Origin of the sequence: Kordiimonas gwangyangensis DSM 19435 = JCM 12864 (assembly GCF_000375545.1) — a bacterium.
GTDB lineage: Bacteria > Pseudomonadota > Alphaproteobacteria > Sphingomonadales > Kordiimonadaceae > Kordiimonas > Kordiimonas gwangyangensis.
Window position 1 is genome coordinate 440,919 of sequence record NZ_AQXF01000003.1, and the last position, 14,996, is coordinate 455,914.

Sequence of the window (14,996 nt, forward strand, 5' to 3'; positions counted from 1 at the left end):
CCCGGTGGGTGCGCCTTTTCACTTGAATATCGTTGCTCTCTCTAGAGCTTTTCAACCATCAGGCTGCCGATCGAATAACCTGCGCCGAAGGAGCAGATGATGCCCTTGTCGCCGGCCTTCAGGTCACCGCGGTGTTTGTGGAAGGCAACCACGGAACCTGCGCCTGCGGTGTTGCCGTATTCGTCAAGCACGGTCGGTGCCTCATTCGCTTCCGGCTCACGGCCCAGAAGTTTCTTCGCGGCATACATGTTCATGTTGATGTTGGCTTGGTGCAGCCACATGCGGCTGAGGTCCTCAACCTTGAGGCCAGCGTCCTCAATCTGGCTTGAGATAAACTCGGTCACCAGCGGCAGCAGTTCCTTGAATACCTTGCGGCCTTCCTGCATGAAGAACATGTCGCGGCGCAACAGGCTGTCATCGTCAAGGCGGGTCATCGGGCCATAGTGTGAGCGGATATTGCTCGAGAACTGGGTTGCGGCCTTGGTGCCGTTCACTTTCCACTGGTCCTTGCCCCGGGCGAGGTCAGCGCGTTCCAGCACCACTGCGGTCGCGATATCGCCAAAAATGAAGTGGCTGTCGCGGTCACGGAAGTTGACCATGGTGGAGAAAATCTCCGGGTTGATCATCAGGATGCGGTCTGCGGTGCCAGACTTGATGGCATTCACGGCGGCAATGAGGCCATAGGTCGCGGATGAGCAGCCCATCACCATATCAAGGGCGGAACCCTTGGTACCAAGGTGGTGCTGTACTTCAATACCGATAGCCGGGAAATAGCGCTGCAGTACAGCGGCGGAGCAGATGATCTGGTCGATCTCTTCCGCTTTCACATCAGCTTGCGCGAGCGCGTCCTTGGCGGCTTCAAGCGCCATATGAGCCTGGAAGCAGGGGCGCTCATCGTCGCCGTGCCCGCCTTCCGGCATTTTGGACATCATGCGGTCGAGGTCCATCACACCTTCAACGTCCACCATGTGGCGCGCTTTGATGCCCGATGCTTTTTCAATGAATTCTGCGCTTGAGTGCTGCTTGGGCGCCACGAGGCCAGCGTCAATGTCAGCCTTGTGGTGGGCATTAAACTGGTCAACGTATTCGTTGAAGGTTTTCACGAGTTCTTCGTTGGTGATCCGGTGGGGCGGAACATAAAGACCCGTGCCAGAAATGACTACATCGACCATGCCTTGGTTTTCCTCAATTCAGCAAATAACAGTCAGCGCTTTTTGTGACAGCGCTGTTACAAGGGCGCCCAGATATACTGCCTTTTTCCGTGCGCGCCAACCTATGATTGCCCTTCGTGTGCGGAATATCTGCCATGCAAAAAATGGCTTAGTTTTCTGTAGGATGGCTTAATTCGCTGTGCTACCTCTCAGATATGTCGATCTGGGGAAAAATTATCGGTGGAACAGCGGGGCTCGCCATTGGCGGGCCTATTGGCGCTCTTATCGGTATTGTGGCCGGTGCAGCCGTCGACGCGGGTGTTGAAGCCACGGTGCGCGCGAATGGCGGCAATGATGCGACCCGGAATGTGACCTTCACCATTGGTGTGATTGCGCTTGCGGCTAAAATGGCCAAGGCGGACGGCAGGGTAACACGCGAGGAAGTGGACGCCTTCAAGCAGGTGTTCCGTGTGCCACCTGAGGAAATGCACAATGTGGGCCGTGTGTTTGACATGGCGCGCCAGCATACCGCCGGGTTTGATGCCTACGCGAAGCAGATTGCGGACCTGATGCGTGGCAACCGCGCGGTACTGCATGACCTTCTGGAAGCGCTGTTTTTCATCGCCAAGTCAGACGGCGAGGTGCACCCAAACGAGCTGAATTATATTCGTGCGGTCGCCCATATCTTTGGTTTCTCGAAGGACGAAATCGCTGAGCTTGTACACCGGCACATTGGCGCTGACCCAAGCTGCCCTTATGGTGTGCTTGGCGTGAAGCCGTCCATCAGCAATGAGGACCTTAAAGTCCACTACCGCAAGCTGGTGCGGGAGAACCACCCCGACCGGCTGATCGCGGCCGGTGTACCGAACGATTTTATCGCGGTGGCAACGCGCCGCGCTGCAGAGATTAACGCAGCCTATGACCAGGTCATGGCTGACCGCGAGAGGAAACAGGGTTGAAAGTCTTCGATATCTTCCTCGTGGTGATGATCAATATCGTCTGGGGCCTCAACTTCCTTGCCGTGAAATGGGCGGTGGAAGGTTTCTCACCTCTGATGGCCAATGCCATTCGTTTTGCAGCCGTGGTGATCGTGCTGCTGCCGTTCCTGCGTATTGTGCCGGGGCGTATGAAAGACCTGGCGATTGCGGCGGTAACCCTTGGTGTGCTGCACTTCAGCTGCGTTTTCTGGGCGTTATACCTGTCGGACGGGGTAGGCTCGGTGGCGATTGCTTCCCAGCTTAATGTGCCGTTCTCGACGCTCCTTGCCATCATCGTGCTGCGCGAAACCGTGGGCTGGAAGCGGGCGGCGGGCATTGCGCTCAGTTTCGCGGGTGTGCTTGCGCTCGGGCTTGACCCCACGGTGTTTGAATATTGGGAAGGCCTTCTTGTGATGACCGTGGGCGCGCTGATGTATTCCATCGCGGCGATCCTGATGCGGCGCCTGAAGGATGTGCGCGCCGTTACAACACAGGCGTGGGTTGGTGTTGCGGGCGTTCTAGGTTCGCTCCTTCTCTCCTTCACCTTTGAAAGCGGGCAGGTGGAAATGGTGAAAACCGCGAGCACCAACGCTTGGCTTGCAGTGCTTTATAGCGGCATTGGCTCCTCCGTTATCGGGCACAGCACCGCGAACCATCTGCTGCGTAAATATGAAGTATCAGTCGTGTCGCCGTATTTCCTCCTCACCCCTGTGGTGGCGGTGATCGCCGGTGTGGTGATCATGAGCGAAGAATTCACATGGCGCATGGCGCTTGGCGGTGTGCTGACCCTCATCGGTGTGTTGGTGGTGACCCTGCGCAACAACATGCGCTCGCAGCGCGTCGCTGAGGTCGCGAAGGACCGGGCGGCGGTTTAGCTCATGGCTGATCTCATCCGTTACCCATCACCGAACTGGAATGAGCGTCCTGCGGGCGTGAAACCGGATACGGTCATTATCCATTATACCGGCATGGAAACGGGCGCTGCGGCGCTCAACCGCCTTGTTGACCCGGCAGCAGAAGTTTCCGCACACTATCTGATTGAAGAAGACGGCCGCATCTTTGCGCTGGTGGATGAAGCCAAGCGTGCGTGGCATGCCGGTGTCTCATTCTGGCGCGGACGGGAGAACCTGAACCATAATTCTATCGGTATTGAGCTGGTTAATCCCGGCCACGAGTTTGGCTACCGCGCTTTCCCGCGCGCACAGATCACATCCCTGTTAGCGCTTCTTGACGGCATTGCCGCGCGTCACGACATCAAAAGAGATGCGTACATCGGCCATAGCGACATCGCACCTGACCGCAAGATAGATCCTGGCGAGTTGTTCCCGTGGGCCCAGCTTGCAGCGAAGGGCTACGGCCTGTGGTCTACCTTGGCCGGACATGACAAAACTGTGATCGCTGAACGTGGTCAAAAAAATGCCAATGTCATGAAGTTTAACAAACAATTAGGCATCGTTGGCTACCATATAGGTGACACTCAGTCCTTCGGCGCCACAACAGAGTTTGCAGTTCGCGCTTTCCAGGCGCATTGGCGGCCCGAGGCTGTAACTGGCCAAATCGACATCGGCACCGCCGCCGTTCTGGAAGATATCGCGGGCCAATCAGGCCAATAGGGGATAAAAAATGAAAACACTGCTCCTTTCCACGATGATGGGTATCATGGCAACGCCAGTATTCGCCCAGGAAAACCCTTTCACGACAGACCATAAACCCAACGGCCAGACGCTGGCATGTCTTCAGGCACCCACGCGCGACTGCGCATTCACATCAGCCCTTCAAACAGTGATTGAAGAAGAGTTTGGTGTTGAGCGCGCGAAAGTGCTGGTTGGTGTAGCCTCCTCAATGATTGAGACCGGGCAGAAGGAACAGGCGGTTCAGACCCTGATGCTGGCGCTGGATGAAGCGCGCACAGTGAACATCTCCTTCGTGACGCAGGAAAAGATCAAAGAGATTGTGCCATTGCTTGCACGCGCGGGCGATATGTCGGGCGCGCTGGCGCTGACGGATGAACTGCAAAACGAAGGCATCAAGGACACGGTGCTCGCCGAAGTAGCTGAGGAAGCCATTGGTAATGGTGAGCTGGCCGATGCGCGCGTCGCACTTGGCAAGATGCAAAATCGCAGCCGGGCTTTCTGGCGCGAATTGACCCTTCTGGCCCGCGCGCCCGAAGCCGCGCTCACGACAGTGAATGTTCAGGATCTGGACGCTGATATCCGCGCGCTTGACCGTACGGACCAGCGCTACCGCGGTATCATCAACCTCGCGGTCATCGCGGACCGCAAAGGCAATGCGGAGCTGCGGGACGCTTACCTTGCTGAAGCGGATGAACTGTTCCCGGGTGTTGTGGGTATCGCAGCCCGCGCAGAAGCTACCGCGCTTCGTGCCCGCGCCATGTATGACGCAGGCATGGATGAAGCGCTTGTCCGCGCAAGCTATGACCTTGCCGTGCTGCACGGCGAACGCCTGCGTGACGGCGCGCTGCTGCCGGACTTTGCCCGCAAGGTCGGCCCGGTTGAGGCAGCCCTAGGCAACCTTGATAGCGCCATCGCCCGCACCGAATATTTTGACGATGTAGACGCGAAAGCGGGCTACCTTGCCTCCTTGCGCGCAAATGGCGCTGGTGACCTTGTCACTGCCAAGATGACAGAAGTGCTGGACGAAGTGGAAGATGTGGAAGACGCGTATGAGCGTGATGTTATCCGCCTCAAACTTCTGAACGGTGCGCTGAAGAACGCCAACCTCGATCTCGCGGCAAACATTGTGCGCGCGATGGAAGATGATGACAATCAGGCGCTGGCACTGGCGCGTATGGCGCCGCTCCTGAACTAGGGCATTCGGCTATAATCAGAATACAAAGAGAGCCGGGTTTTCCCGGCTCTTTTTATTTGTCTTGCCTGCATCAGGAATTGTGGGCGGATGCTTCCTTGGCGGCGTGCGCGCTGCCTTCGCCTGGCGCAGTCACGGGCCTGCGCCGCGTGATCCACAGGAAGGCTGCCGGCGCGTAGTAGAAGCTCACCACCATGGAGAGGAAGGCACCACCCGCGATGGCGACAGCGAAGGGCGGCCAGAACTGACCACCGGCGAGGATAAGCGGCATGAAGCCCCCCACCGTGGTGATGGTGGTCGAGAGGATATGCCGCCCGGTTTTCATCACGCCTTCAACCACGGCGTCAGGGTCACCGGCACGCGCTTCCGGCATGCCGCGAAGCTCCGACAGGATGACAATAGCTGCGTTAATGGCAAGGCCCACAAGGCCCATCAAGCCGAAGATCACCACAAAGCTGAGCGGGTAGCCAAAGAACCACAGCGAGAAGAGGCCAAGCCCTGCTGCCTGCACGGCGGCTGCGAAGGTCACGAACGCCATGCGGAAGCTGTTGAAGGTGAGCACGATGGCAAGCAGCATCATCACCATCAGAAGGCCAGCGGTACCAAACAATTGGCCCACAGCCTCGTTGCGTTCCTCGCTTTCGCCGCCGAACTCAACTTTGTAGCCGGGCGGGATTTGCAGGTCGGCCTTCTCAAGCTCCCTGTTCATCGCCTGGAACGCCACTTCGGGCAGCACGTCAAACTCAAGGTAAGCCATGACCTTGTTCATGCGCACGCTATTGTAGTGCTCAATGGTGCCCACTTTGGTGGAAAGCTTCACGTCGGCCACAGCGGACACCGGCACATCGGCGAAGGAACGGTCTTCTTCGAGGCGCGTGTTGGTGCCAATCAGGCTCATGTTTGCGATGGAGTTGATATCCTGCCAGCTGGCACGGTCCGCAATCACACGCACGGGCACCTGCTGGGTTTCTTCAATCACGAAGGTGGCGGTGATACCGGTTGTCAGCGCCTGAAGCTGGCTCTCGACCTGGCTGAGTGTCATGCCGGTGACCGACACGTCATCCTCACGCGCTTCCACGGTGACCATCGGGCGGCCTGCCTTGAGGCTCGAGCGTGTGATGGTCACGTTGGGCAGTTTGCTCAGGATTTCGCGGATATCGTCGCCGATGCGCTCAAGCGTGGCAAGGTCCGGGCCGAGCACACGCACCTCAATGGGGGCGGAAATAGGTGGGCCGGTGCCAAATTCGCGCACAAGCACGATGGCTTCGGGGATCATTTCCGTCAGTTCATCCTGTAGGCGCGGGATCATGTCGGGGATCAGTTCAAAATGGTCCACCGTCACCACGCCAACACCGGCATTCACGAGACCGTCTGTCTGCGCGACCATCGCGTAATAGAATTTGGCCGGGCGCACGCCGATAAACCAGTGAGAGCTTTGCACGCTATCGTCTGTGGCCAGCCGCTTCTGCACCGCTTCAACCGCCTTTTGGGTTTCTTCAATCGCGGTCTGGCCCGGCATGTAAATTTCAATGCGGAATTGGTTGCGGTCGCTGGTCGGGAAAAACTGTTCTGTCAGTTGGCCCGCCAGCACAAAACCCATAACCGGGATGGCGGTTGCAACAATCATCGAACGCACCGGATATTTGACCGACCACTGCAGGCTGCGCTTGAACGGCCCGGCGAGCCACTTTGCGCTCGCGCCGTCCCGCCACCAGACACGTTCCTGTTTTTCGCTCTCGCTCGCGTTCGGGTCACGACCTTCAACCACACGGCCCGCCACGGCGGAGATGATGGTGAAGGCAATGACATAAGACGCGATGAGCGATGAGATAACAGCGGCAGGCACACCCACAAGGAAGTCGCCCGCGTTGCCGGGCATCAGCACAAGCGGCATGAAGGCGATAATGGTGGTGAGGGTAGAGCCCATCAGCGGCAGCCAAAGCTTGCGCACGGTCATGGCAACCGCGACAGAGCGGCGAACGCCTTTGAGGCGCAAATGCTGGATCTCGTCCGTGATTACAATGGCGTTGTCGACCATGATGCCAAGCGCCACGATCAGCCCGGTTACCAGCACCTGCTCAATACGCAGGCCCATCATGTCGGTGATCGCAAGCGATGCGAGGATGGTGAGCGGCAGGATGGACGCCGACACAAGCGACGCCCGCCAACCGAGGGAGACAAGCAGCACAACAAGCACCACAAGCGCCCCTTCCGCCAGGTTGCCCATCAGGCCGTGTAGGCGCTCGTCGGCATAATCGCGCTGGTCGAAAATACGCTCAAGCTTGAGGGAGGAGGGCAGGGTTGCCTGCATCTCCGTCATCAGGCGACCAAGCTGTTCGGACCACTGGTCAATGCGGTTATCCTCGAACATGCGCGCGGCAATGGCGACACCATAATGTCCGCCAAGGTAGGCAAGCTGGCCCGGCGGGTTTTCAAAGCCGCGCTCTACCTTTGCCACATCTCCCACACGCAGGCTGGCACCGTTTTCGTCGAGCCCCAGCGGAATGCGGCGAATGCGGGCAAGGCTATCAAGCGCGCCGGAAACCTGCACTACCATGCGGTTTTCACCGTCCGAGACCACACCAGCCGCACCGCGCGCGTCCGAGCCGCGAATGCGCGACGCTACGTCCGACATGGTCATGCCGTAGGCGGCCAGTTCAGCGTCATCCACAGTAATGCGGATTTCCTCTTCCGGCAGGCCGACAACGTCAACAAAGTCCGTGCCGGACATATTACGGATACGGCTTTCAATCTCCCGCGCGTGGCGGCCTAGGATGGCATAGTTGATGGGGCTATCCGCATGCCATGTCAGGGAGAAGATGGCAGAGTGCGCGTAGATGCGCGTGTCGGAAAAATCTGGCGCGGTGGAGCCTGCTGGCAGGTCGGTCACCTCCGCCACTTTGTCGCGAAGGCGGGCGGTAATGGGCTTGGCGTCATCAACCCTGTCTTCAAGTTCCACCGTGATCAGTGATACCCCGGGGTTCGATACACTCCTCAGCGTCTTTACTTCCGGCACTTCGCGCATCTTGCGCTCAAGTTTTTCGGTAATCTCCGCCTCAACCCGTTCGGCATCAGCGCCGGGGTAAAGGGTGGTCACCTGCACAATGCGGCTTTCCATGTGCGGATCTTCAAGCTTCGGCATGGTGTAGAAGCTGTTGAAACCGGCAATAACGATGAGAAGAAGGATAAGCCACACGACCCGCGGGTGGTTATAAAGCGAACCTTGCATCTGCGCGCTCCTTAACCGCGTGGGGCGGGATTGTCAGCCAGCACGGTCACGCGCTGGCCGGGTGCGAGGCGTTCAACGCCGTCCGCGATGATCAGGTCACCGTCAGAGATGGTGCCGCTTACAAACACGCGGTTGGTGTCGGTATAAAGGACCTGCACATTCTCGAACCGCACATGCGGGCCGTCGCCGCCGTCCTCAACCTTGTAAACGCGCCACAGCCCGCGCACGTCAGACGACAGGGCGCGGATCGGTAGCCATGTACCCGTAGTTTCCTGCCAGTCGTTCACCACAGCGGTGATCAGTTCGCCGCGGCTGGCCTGCGCTTCGGGCAGGTCAAAGGTCACCATCATGGTACGGGTCTGGCCCTCGATCGTAGGCACCACGGCGCGCACAGTGGCACCGTCAATCTGCTGGCGGCGGCCGCCACGCAGTTCGACCTTCGCACCGTCTTCAACAGCCAACGCATATTCAGGCGGCATGCCAATATGAGCTTCCATGCGGCTGTCTTCTGATAGCTCAAGGAGGCGCGCGCCTGCGCCCACAACAACACCTTCGTCCACAAGACGCGCGGTAATCACGCCGTCAAATGGCGCGCGCATCTCTGATTTCGCGACATCGACATCAAGGGCCGCAATACCAGCCTCGAGGCGTTTGGCGCGTGCCCGCAGGCTGATGGCATTGGCTTCCGCTTCATCAAGCCGCTGGGCTGATGTATGGCCGTTCTGGAAAGTTTCCTGCGCCCGCTTGAGCGTACGTTCCGCAAGGTCAAGCGACGCTGCCACTTCGTCTTTTTCTGCCATCAGCTGGGCACGCTGCGCCTTGAGGCGCGCAGTATCCAGTTCCGCCAGCACATCCCCGGCTTTCACGTGGGAGCCGAGGTCTACCTTAATCTCGGATACCGTCCCGCCAAGCTCAAACGCCATCGATGAGACCCGGCCCGGTACGGCGCGGCCTGTGAAGGTGCGGCGCGCGTGATAGCCGTTTTCGATTTTCACGGTAGCAGTGCGCACGGGTAGCGCGCGGCTCAGGCCACTTGTCTCGGTGCTGTCGGCAGGCAGCCTCAGCGCGAAGACGGTGGCGAAAATGCCGGCGGCAGCGGCAATCGCAGCGGCTTTGACGAGTTTCTTGTTGGTGCTCATGAGCGTTCCCTACGGTCTGTCGTGGCAGTGTGTCATGGCCCGGTTACCTTGGCGGCCGCTGACTTTCATTATCGTTGTCTTGCCGCTTATATAGGAAACTGGACTGTCTAGTCCAGAAATTATTTTGCCTATTTCCGTAACGTAAAATCGCCATAGGGGCATTTGAACACTTGCATATGGTCATGGCGATACAGTATTTGTAGACCCATAAGTCTAAAAAATAGCTAAAAGCCTGACGCCGTGTTTGCAGTTTCCTGCGGAAGCGGTTATGGAAGGCGCCACAAAAGTATCCAGGGAACGGAAAGGCCAAGCCGTGACATCAAGCCAGACTGCGCATACCGCATCGCACATGGAAGAAGACAATCGTCCCTCTCGCGGGCGTCCTCGTGATGAGGAGAAAAACTCAGCGATTATCGATGCGGCGTCGGTCCTGTTCCTTGAGAATGGCTTTGACGGCACCAGCATGGATGAGGTTGCCAAGCGGGCAGGCGTATCGAAACAAACCGTTTACAGCCACTTCTCATCCAAAGAGCAGCTTTTCTCGGAAGCGATCCACATCACGATCGCCAAATACTTTCCGGACGCCGCGCTTGAGATGGTGGAAGACCATACGCTCGAATCAGACCTATATGTGGTGGCGGAAACATATGCCCGCCTGCTCCTGAGCGAGAAGGCGGTGGCCATGCACCGGGTGCTGGTGGCCGCAGCCGCCAAAGGGCCCGAGCTTGCGCAGATCTTCTGGCAGGCAGGCCCGGCTGAGATGAACGAGAAGCTTGAGGACTTTATCCGCGCTTGGACGGAAAAGGGTGAGCTCAAGATCGACAATATCGAGAAAGCCAGCGGCCAACTCATCACGCTCCTCAAGGGCAAGCTGCATTTCATGCGCGAGATTGGCATGGCGGCTGAGATCACCGAAGCCGAGATCAAGGAGCAGACGCAAGACGCTGTCAGCTGTTTCCTCAAGCTTTATAAGGCTTGATAGCTGCCTCCCAGAAAGCAAAAAGCCGCCCGGTGAGGCGGCTTTTTTGTTGGTGCGGTTAGGCGTTTACTTGCCAGTACCGTCCAGCGATTCCATACCATCACCCTTGAGAGCTTCCGAGGAGTAGCGCGCGTTGTCGCTGTCACCTTTGAGGGTGTTCGGCAGGCTCGCTACTTGGCTTTCGGTGGCCGGGCCGAGGGTCGTATCAAAGATGATTTCGTCGCCTTTGCTTTCAAAAATGCTGCATGCAGACAGCAGTTGGCTGGCGGTCATCAGGGCGGCAATCGCGAACAGTTTTTTCATTCTTTTTCCTTGGGCTTTAACACTAGCCACATCTCAAAACACGGCGTGGCCGGACTGTGCCCCATTTTGATCGCTGTTTCAACAGCCTTGACGCGGGGCCGCACTCGTGACCATAAGGCTGGCGGCAGATGGCCGGATGGCCGCCGCCGCGCAATTGCGCGGGGGAGGAAAGTCCGGGCTCCACGGAAACACGGTGCCGGTTAATGGCCGGCGAGGGCGACCTCAGGGAAAGTGCCACAGAAAGCAAACCGCCATGTACGCATGGTAAGGATGAAAGGGTGCGGTAAGAGCGCACCGCGTCCCTGGTAACAGGGATGGCAGGGTAAACCCCACCGGGAGCAAAACCAAATGGACGGTTGCCTTTAAGGGCAGGGCGGGTTTCTGCGCCCCCGTCGTGGTAGGTTGCTTGAGCCCTGTGGCAACACAGGGCCTAGAGGAATGGTCATCACCTGCTTGCAGGGACAGAACCCGGCTTACAGGCCATCTGCCGCTTTAACTTCAAGCTTTCCCTTCCAATCCGTATTTCATGCGCTAATGTTCCTGCAAAGAGATCAAAGGGGACAGTGTATGACTTTCACGAAATTCTTCACCCGCGGACTGATGGTCGGCGCGGCGTCTGTAGCTCTGAGCCTTGCAGCGAACGCCGACTTTGCGGAGGCTACCAAAGGGCTTGAGTTCAAGGACGGCCTTGTGTCCACCTATGTGGACCACGCGAAGGCGCGCGTACTGCTTGCGCTCGACAAGCCGGACGAGAACGGCATTGCCGGGCGTTATATTTACGCGGCTTACCTCACGGGTGGCCTTGGCTCTAACCCCGTGGGGCTTGACCGCAGCGTGCCAGCGGGCGGTGAGATCATCGCCTTCCGCCGTATGGGCAACAAGGTTGTCGCCATGGTGGAGAACCATAACTTCCGCGCGACGGCGGACAGCACGGCTGAAAGGCGCGCGGTCGAGACCAGTTTCGCGCAGTCGATCATCTGGTCTGGCGATATTATGGAAGAGGACGCTGAGACAGGCCGCCTGCTGGTGGATTTCTCCTCCTTCCTGACCCGTGACGCTGTTGGCGTTGCCGCACGCCTCAAAGGCCGGGGCGAGGGCAGCTTCTCGCTCGTGAAAGACCGCTCGCTGGTGGATACCAAAGCCGCCTTCATGTTCCCGGAGAACGGCGAGTTCGATGCCTATGTCACCTTCGCGACCGACAAACCTGGCCGCGAAGTGCGCCAGACCACGCCGGTCCCTGAAGCGGTGACATTGATCGCACACACCACGCTTATCAAACTGCCCGATGCTGGTTATCAGACGCGCCTTTATGACGACCGCGCGGCGCTTATTGGCATGACCTACGTGGATATGTCCGCCCCGCTCGCGGGCGATACGGTTGTGCGCCTCGCGCGTCGTTTCCGGCTTGAGAAGGACGAAAACGGGAAAGTAAAGAACCCGATTAAATTCTATATCGACAACGGCGCGCCGGAGCCGATCCGCGGTGCGCTGCTTGAGGGCGGCATGTGGTGGGCTGATGCGTTTGCGGCGGCCGGCTATCCGGGTGGTTACACTGTGGAAGTTCTGCCGGAAGGCGTTCACCCGCTTGACGCCCGCTACAATGTGGTGAACTGGGTGCACCGCGCAACGCGCGGCTGGTCCTACGGTGCGGCGGTTTCCGACCCGCGTACAGGAGAAGTGCTGCGCGGCGTTGTGCTGCTTGGTAGCCTGCGTGTGCGTCAGGATATCAAGATTTTTGAAGCGCTTGCGGGCGCTGAGAAGACAGGCACCGGCGCGGCGGATGATCCGGTTGAACTGGCGCTTGCGCGTATTCGCCAGCTTTCCGCGCATGAGATTGGCCACGCGCTTGGCTTCGCGCACAATATGGGCGCGAGCACCTATGATGAGCGCGCGAGTGTGATGGACTATCCGGCACCGGATGTGCGCGCGAACGAGGATGGCACGCTTGATTTCTCCCACGCTTACGGCGTTGGTATCGGCACGTGGGACAAATGGACGGCGAAGTTCCTCTATGGTGACTATAACGGTAAGCCAGACGCGGAAGCGCAAGCTGAGCTGATCCGCGAGGCGGACGCGCACGGCCACCTTTATGTATCCGACCCCGACAGCCGCAGCGTTAGCACGGGCCACGCGCGGGGCGCGGTGTGGGACACGGGGTCTGACCCGCTGGCAAGCCTTGAAAACACGCTGAAGGTACGCCGTATCGCGCTTGACCGTTTTGGCATGGATAACCTGCGCGACGGCGAAGCGCTGACCGCGCTTCAGACCAAGATCGTGCCGCTTTACCTTTACCACCGCTATCAGCTTGATGCGGCAGCCAAAAGCCTTGGCGGTATGGACTTTGTCTACCGTCACGAGGGGGATGGCCGCCCCGCGCCGACAGTCGTGCCTTGGGAACGGCAGGAGAAAGCCTTGTCGTTGATCCTTGAAACCCTGTCGCCCGAGGCGCTGGACGTGAAGGATGAGGTGCTGATGACACTGTCGCCGCTTGGCTATTCGGACGGTGACCCACAGTTCGGCCGTGAGGCGTTTGACGGCGCTGGCCGCCCGGCGTTTGACCTGATGCAGGCGGCCTCAAGCGCGGCAGCCCTGAGTTTCGATGCCCTCCTGGCGCCTGAACGCCTTGTCAGGCTTGATGCGCAAGGGGATGCGAGTGCGGAACATCCGGGGCTTGGGTTTGTTTTGTCCCGCACGAGCAATAGCTTGATGGACTTCAGTAAGGGTGAGGACGCCACGCAGCAAGGCCTGAGGGAGTTGGTGGCAAGCCTTTATGCCGAGCGGCTTATTGGCCTGACATTCGGTGAAGATGTGGCGCCAGCGGTGCGGCTTGAAACCCGTGCAGCGCTAATGGGTCTGAAGGCCAAGGCTGAAAAGCTGAAGCGTTCCAACGCTCATTTCGCTAGCGGTTTGATTGCACGCATCGGTGATGCCATGGCGCGGGCACGCACGCCTGCTGTGAAGGAACCGGCTGCGGCGACTGTGCCGCCGGGAAGCCCGATCGGTAGCGAGCTCGGGGAAGCTTGCTGGCACTGCGACACCGGTACCGAATAAAAGCCCAACAAGTCTGGGCAAACACTGTGCGAAAGGGGGCGCTAAGCCCCCTTTTTTGTGCGCAAAGTGTGCGGGATTTGTGCGGTGCTTATTTGCCCGTCTTGCGCCCATACCAAGCGGCGGCAGGGGCTGCGGTCGACCCGTGGAGAAGCGCACTAATCCAGACTGTGTTGATGGCAATCATCAGCACGGGGTCAGCGTATTCAGGGTCGGTTTTACCCGCAATCAGCAGTGCAAAGAGTGCGGTCGCCAACCCGCGCGGGCCAAACCAGCCGAGGAACAGCTTGGTGCGGGCGGGCAACCCCGTGCCCATAAGCGAGAGCCAGATGGCGAGCGGGCGGATGACAAAAAGGCTGGTGAGGATGAGGGCAAGCATGGGACCGTCAAGTTTACCAATCGCCTCCGGCACAAGCGTTAGGCCAAGAAGGAAGAAGGCACTCCAACTGAGGAGCTTGCCTTCACTTTCGGTGAATTCGTAAACGAACGAAATCTGGCGTTTGACCACATAGCCGAAAGCAATGCCCGCGACAAAGGCGGCGATGAAACCGTTGCCGTCCATCAGGGTTGCGCCGAGATAGGCCGCGCAGGCGAAGGCAATGGTGGCGATACCCTCATGCGTGCCGGTGCTAAGGCCGCGCTGGTCAGCGAGCAGGATGACTTTGCCGCCAAGATAGCCGACAAGCCCGCCGACCAAGGGGCCTAGCACAAGCTGGCTCGCGATAAAAAGCGGCCAGTTCCTGCCGTCACCGTCTGCGGTGGCGGCCGCGAGGCTTGCGAACAGAAGCACAGAGGGTAGCGCCAGCCCGTCATTGAGACCACTTTCGACCGAGAGGGTCTGCCGTTCCATTTCAGGCACACGTTCGTCAGTGAGTACGGGTTGGCCAAGCGCGGCGTCAGTAGGCGCGAGGATCGCTGCCATCAGGGCGAGTGCAAAAACCGGCCAGCCGGGAAGGAACACCGCCGCGGCGACGGTGCCGAGCAGCACCGCAATTGGCAGGCCGAGCACCAGCATGCGAAGGGGCACAGTGCGTTCCGCCAGAAGCTCCCGCAGGTTGACCTTGGCCGCATCCAGAAACAGCAGGATGACGAGGGCAATTTCTGCCAGGAAATGCAGGCCTTCCTGCGCCCCCTCCGCTGGTAGCAAGCCTGTTTGGGCAAGGCCTACACCGGCTGCGATGAAAACCATCGGCACTGTCATGGGCGTGGTGCCAAGGCGCCGGGCGATGAGGGTGACAAGGATGGTCAGTGCGGCAACAATCAATAACCCGGTCATATGTGTCCCTTAAAGCTGCCTGTTCTGCGCGTGTCTTGAAATAAGCATATTTCCATGGTGCTATCCCC

Annotated in this window: 11 protein-coding genes and 1 other RNA gene; 7 read left to right on the plus strand and 5 right to left on the minus strand. The window is 59.0% G+C overall.

Features of this window, described 5'->3' with window-relative positions; all coding sequences use genetic code 11:
* Nucleotides 1–41: 41 nt before the first annotated feature.
* Nucleotides 42–1,172: a beta-ketoacyl-ACP synthase III gene (locus B150_RS0110360; RefSeq protein WP_020399853.1), complete on the minus strand. Its 1,131-nt coding sequence runs from the start codon at nucleotides 1,170–1,172 to the stop codon at nucleotides 42–44.
* A gap of 194 nt (nucleotides 1,173–1,366) precedes the next feature.
* On the opposite strand from B150_RS0110360, the gene B150_RS0110365 reads away from it, so the two are divergent.
* Genes B150_RS0110365 through B150_RS0110380 form a run of 4 tightly spaced genes read left to right on the plus strand, consistent with a single transcriptional unit; the run spans nucleotide 1,367 to nucleotide 4,957 of the window.
* A complete protein-coding gene (locus B150_RS0110365; protein ID WP_020399854.1) occupies nucleotides 1,367–2,110 on the plus strand; it encodes a TerB family tellurite resistance protein in 744 nt (247 codons plus the stop codon).
* On the plus strand, nucleotides 2,107–3,003 hold the full coding sequence (locus B150_RS0110370; RefSeq protein WP_020399855.1) for a DMT family transporter: 897 nt from the start codon (nucleotides 2,107–2,109) through the stop codon (nucleotides 3,001–3,003). The genes B150_RS0110365 and B150_RS0110370 overlap by 4 nt, the downstream gene beginning before the upstream one ends.
* A 3-nt stretch (nucleotides 3,004–3,006) precedes the next feature.
* Nucleotides 3,007–3,741, plus strand: a complete 735-nt coding sequence (locus B150_RS0110375) for a peptidoglycan recognition protein family protein (RefSeq protein ID WP_020399856.1) — start codon at nucleotides 3,007–3,009, stop codon at nucleotides 3,739–3,741.
* 10 nt (nucleotides 3,742–3,751) lie between these two features.
* Nucleotides 3,752–4,957, plus strand: a complete 1,206-nt coding sequence (locus B150_RS0110380) for a hypothetical protein (RefSeq protein WP_020399857.1) — start codon at nucleotides 3,752–3,754, stop codon at nucleotides 4,955–4,957.
* Between the two features lie 70 nt (nucleotides 4,958–5,027).
* Here B150_RS0110380 and B150_RS0110385 read toward each other — a convergent pair whose 3' ends face one another.
* Nucleotides 5,028–8,183: an efflux RND transporter permease subunit gene (locus B150_RS0110385; protein WP_020399858.1), complete on the minus strand. Its 3,156-nt coding sequence runs from the start codon at nucleotides 8,181–8,183 to the stop codon at nucleotides 5,028–5,030.
* An 11-nt stretch (nucleotides 8,184–8,194) separates the two neighbouring features.
* Nucleotides 8,195–9,322 carry an efflux RND transporter periplasmic adaptor subunit gene (locus tag B150_RS0110390; RefSeq protein WP_020399859.1) on the minus strand — a complete coding sequence of 376 codons (1,128 nt, stop codon included), beginning with the start codon at nucleotides 9,320–9,322 and terminating at the stop codon, nucleotides 8,195–8,197.
* Between the two features lie 268 nt (nucleotides 9,323–9,590).
* Here B150_RS0110390 and B150_RS0110395 point away from each other — a divergent pair, with 268 nt between their 5' ends.
* Nucleotides 9,591–10,301, plus strand: coding sequence for a TetR/AcrR family transcriptional regulator (locus tag B150_RS0110395; protein ID WP_020399860.1), 711 nt, complete (start codon nucleotides 9,591–9,593; stop codon nucleotides 10,299–10,301).
* 66 nt (nucleotides 10,302–10,367) lie between these two features.
* Here the strand turns inward: B150_RS0110395 and B150_RS0110400 are convergent, their stop codons facing one another.
* Nucleotides 10,368–10,604, minus strand: a complete 237-nt coding sequence (locus B150_RS0110400) for a hypothetical protein (RefSeq protein WP_020399861.1) — start codon at nucleotides 10,602–10,604, stop codon at nucleotides 10,368–10,370.
* A gap of 124 nt (nucleotides 10,605–10,728) precedes the next feature.
* Between B150_RS0110400 and rnpB the strand changes: the two genes are divergently transcribed.
* An RNA gene (gene rnpB / locus B150_RS22420) (RNase P RNA component class A) lies at nucleotides 10,729–11,096 on the plus strand.
* 75 nt (nucleotides 11,097–11,171) lie between these two features.
* Entirely contained in the window at nucleotides 11,172–13,655 is a 2,484-nt protein-coding gene (locus tag B150_RS20590) for a zinc-dependent metalloprotease (RefSeq protein WP_020399862.1), read from the plus strand.
* Between the two features lie 88 nt (nucleotides 13,656–13,743).
* Here the strand turns inward: B150_RS20590 and B150_RS0110410 are convergent, their stop codons facing one another.
* Nucleotides 13,744–14,928, minus strand: a complete 1,185-nt coding sequence (locus tag B150_RS0110410) for a cation:proton antiporter (RefSeq protein ID WP_020399863.1) — start codon at nucleotides 14,926–14,928, stop codon at nucleotides 13,744–13,746.
* Nucleotides 14,929–14,996 lie beyond the last annotated feature (68 nt).

Coding starts and splice junctions, on each gene's coding strand:
- B150_RS0110360 (WP_020399853.1), bottom strand. CDS start 1,172: ATGGTCGATGTAGTCATTTCTGGCACGGGTCTTTATGTTCCGCCCCAC.
- B150_RS0110365 (WP_020399854.1), top strand. CDS start 1,367: ATGTCGATCTGGGGAAAAATTATCGGTGGAACAGCGGGGCTCGCCATT.
- B150_RS0110375 (WP_020399856.1), top strand. CDS start 3,007: ATGGCTGATCTCATCCGTTACCCATCACCGAACTGGAATGAGCGTCCT.
- B150_RS0110380 (WP_020399857.1), top strand. CDS start 3,752: ATGAAAACACTGCTCCTTTCCACGATGATGGGTATCATGGCAACGCCA.
- B150_RS0110385 (WP_020399858.1), bottom strand. CDS start 8,183: ATGCAAGGTTCGCTTTATAACCACCCGCGGGTCGTGTGGCTTATCCTT.
- B150_RS0110390 (WP_020399859.1), bottom strand. CDS start 9,322: ATGAGCACCAACAAGAAACTCGTCAAAGCCGCTGCGATTGCCGCTGCC.
- B150_RS0110395 (WP_020399860.1), top strand. CDS start 9,591: ATGGAAGGCGCCACAAAAGTATCCAGGGAACGGAAAGGCCAAGCCGTG.
- B150_RS0110400 (WP_020399861.1), bottom strand. CDS start 10,604: ATGAAAAAACTGTTCGCGATTGCCGCCCTGATGACCGCCAGCCAACTG.
- B150_RS20590 (WP_020399862.1), top strand. CDS start 11,172: ATGACTTTCACGAAATTCTTCACCCGCGGACTGATGGTCGGCGCGGCG.
- B150_RS0110410 (WP_020399863.1), bottom strand. CDS start 14,928: ATGACCGGGTTATTGATTGTTGCCGCACTGACCATCCTTGTCACCCTC.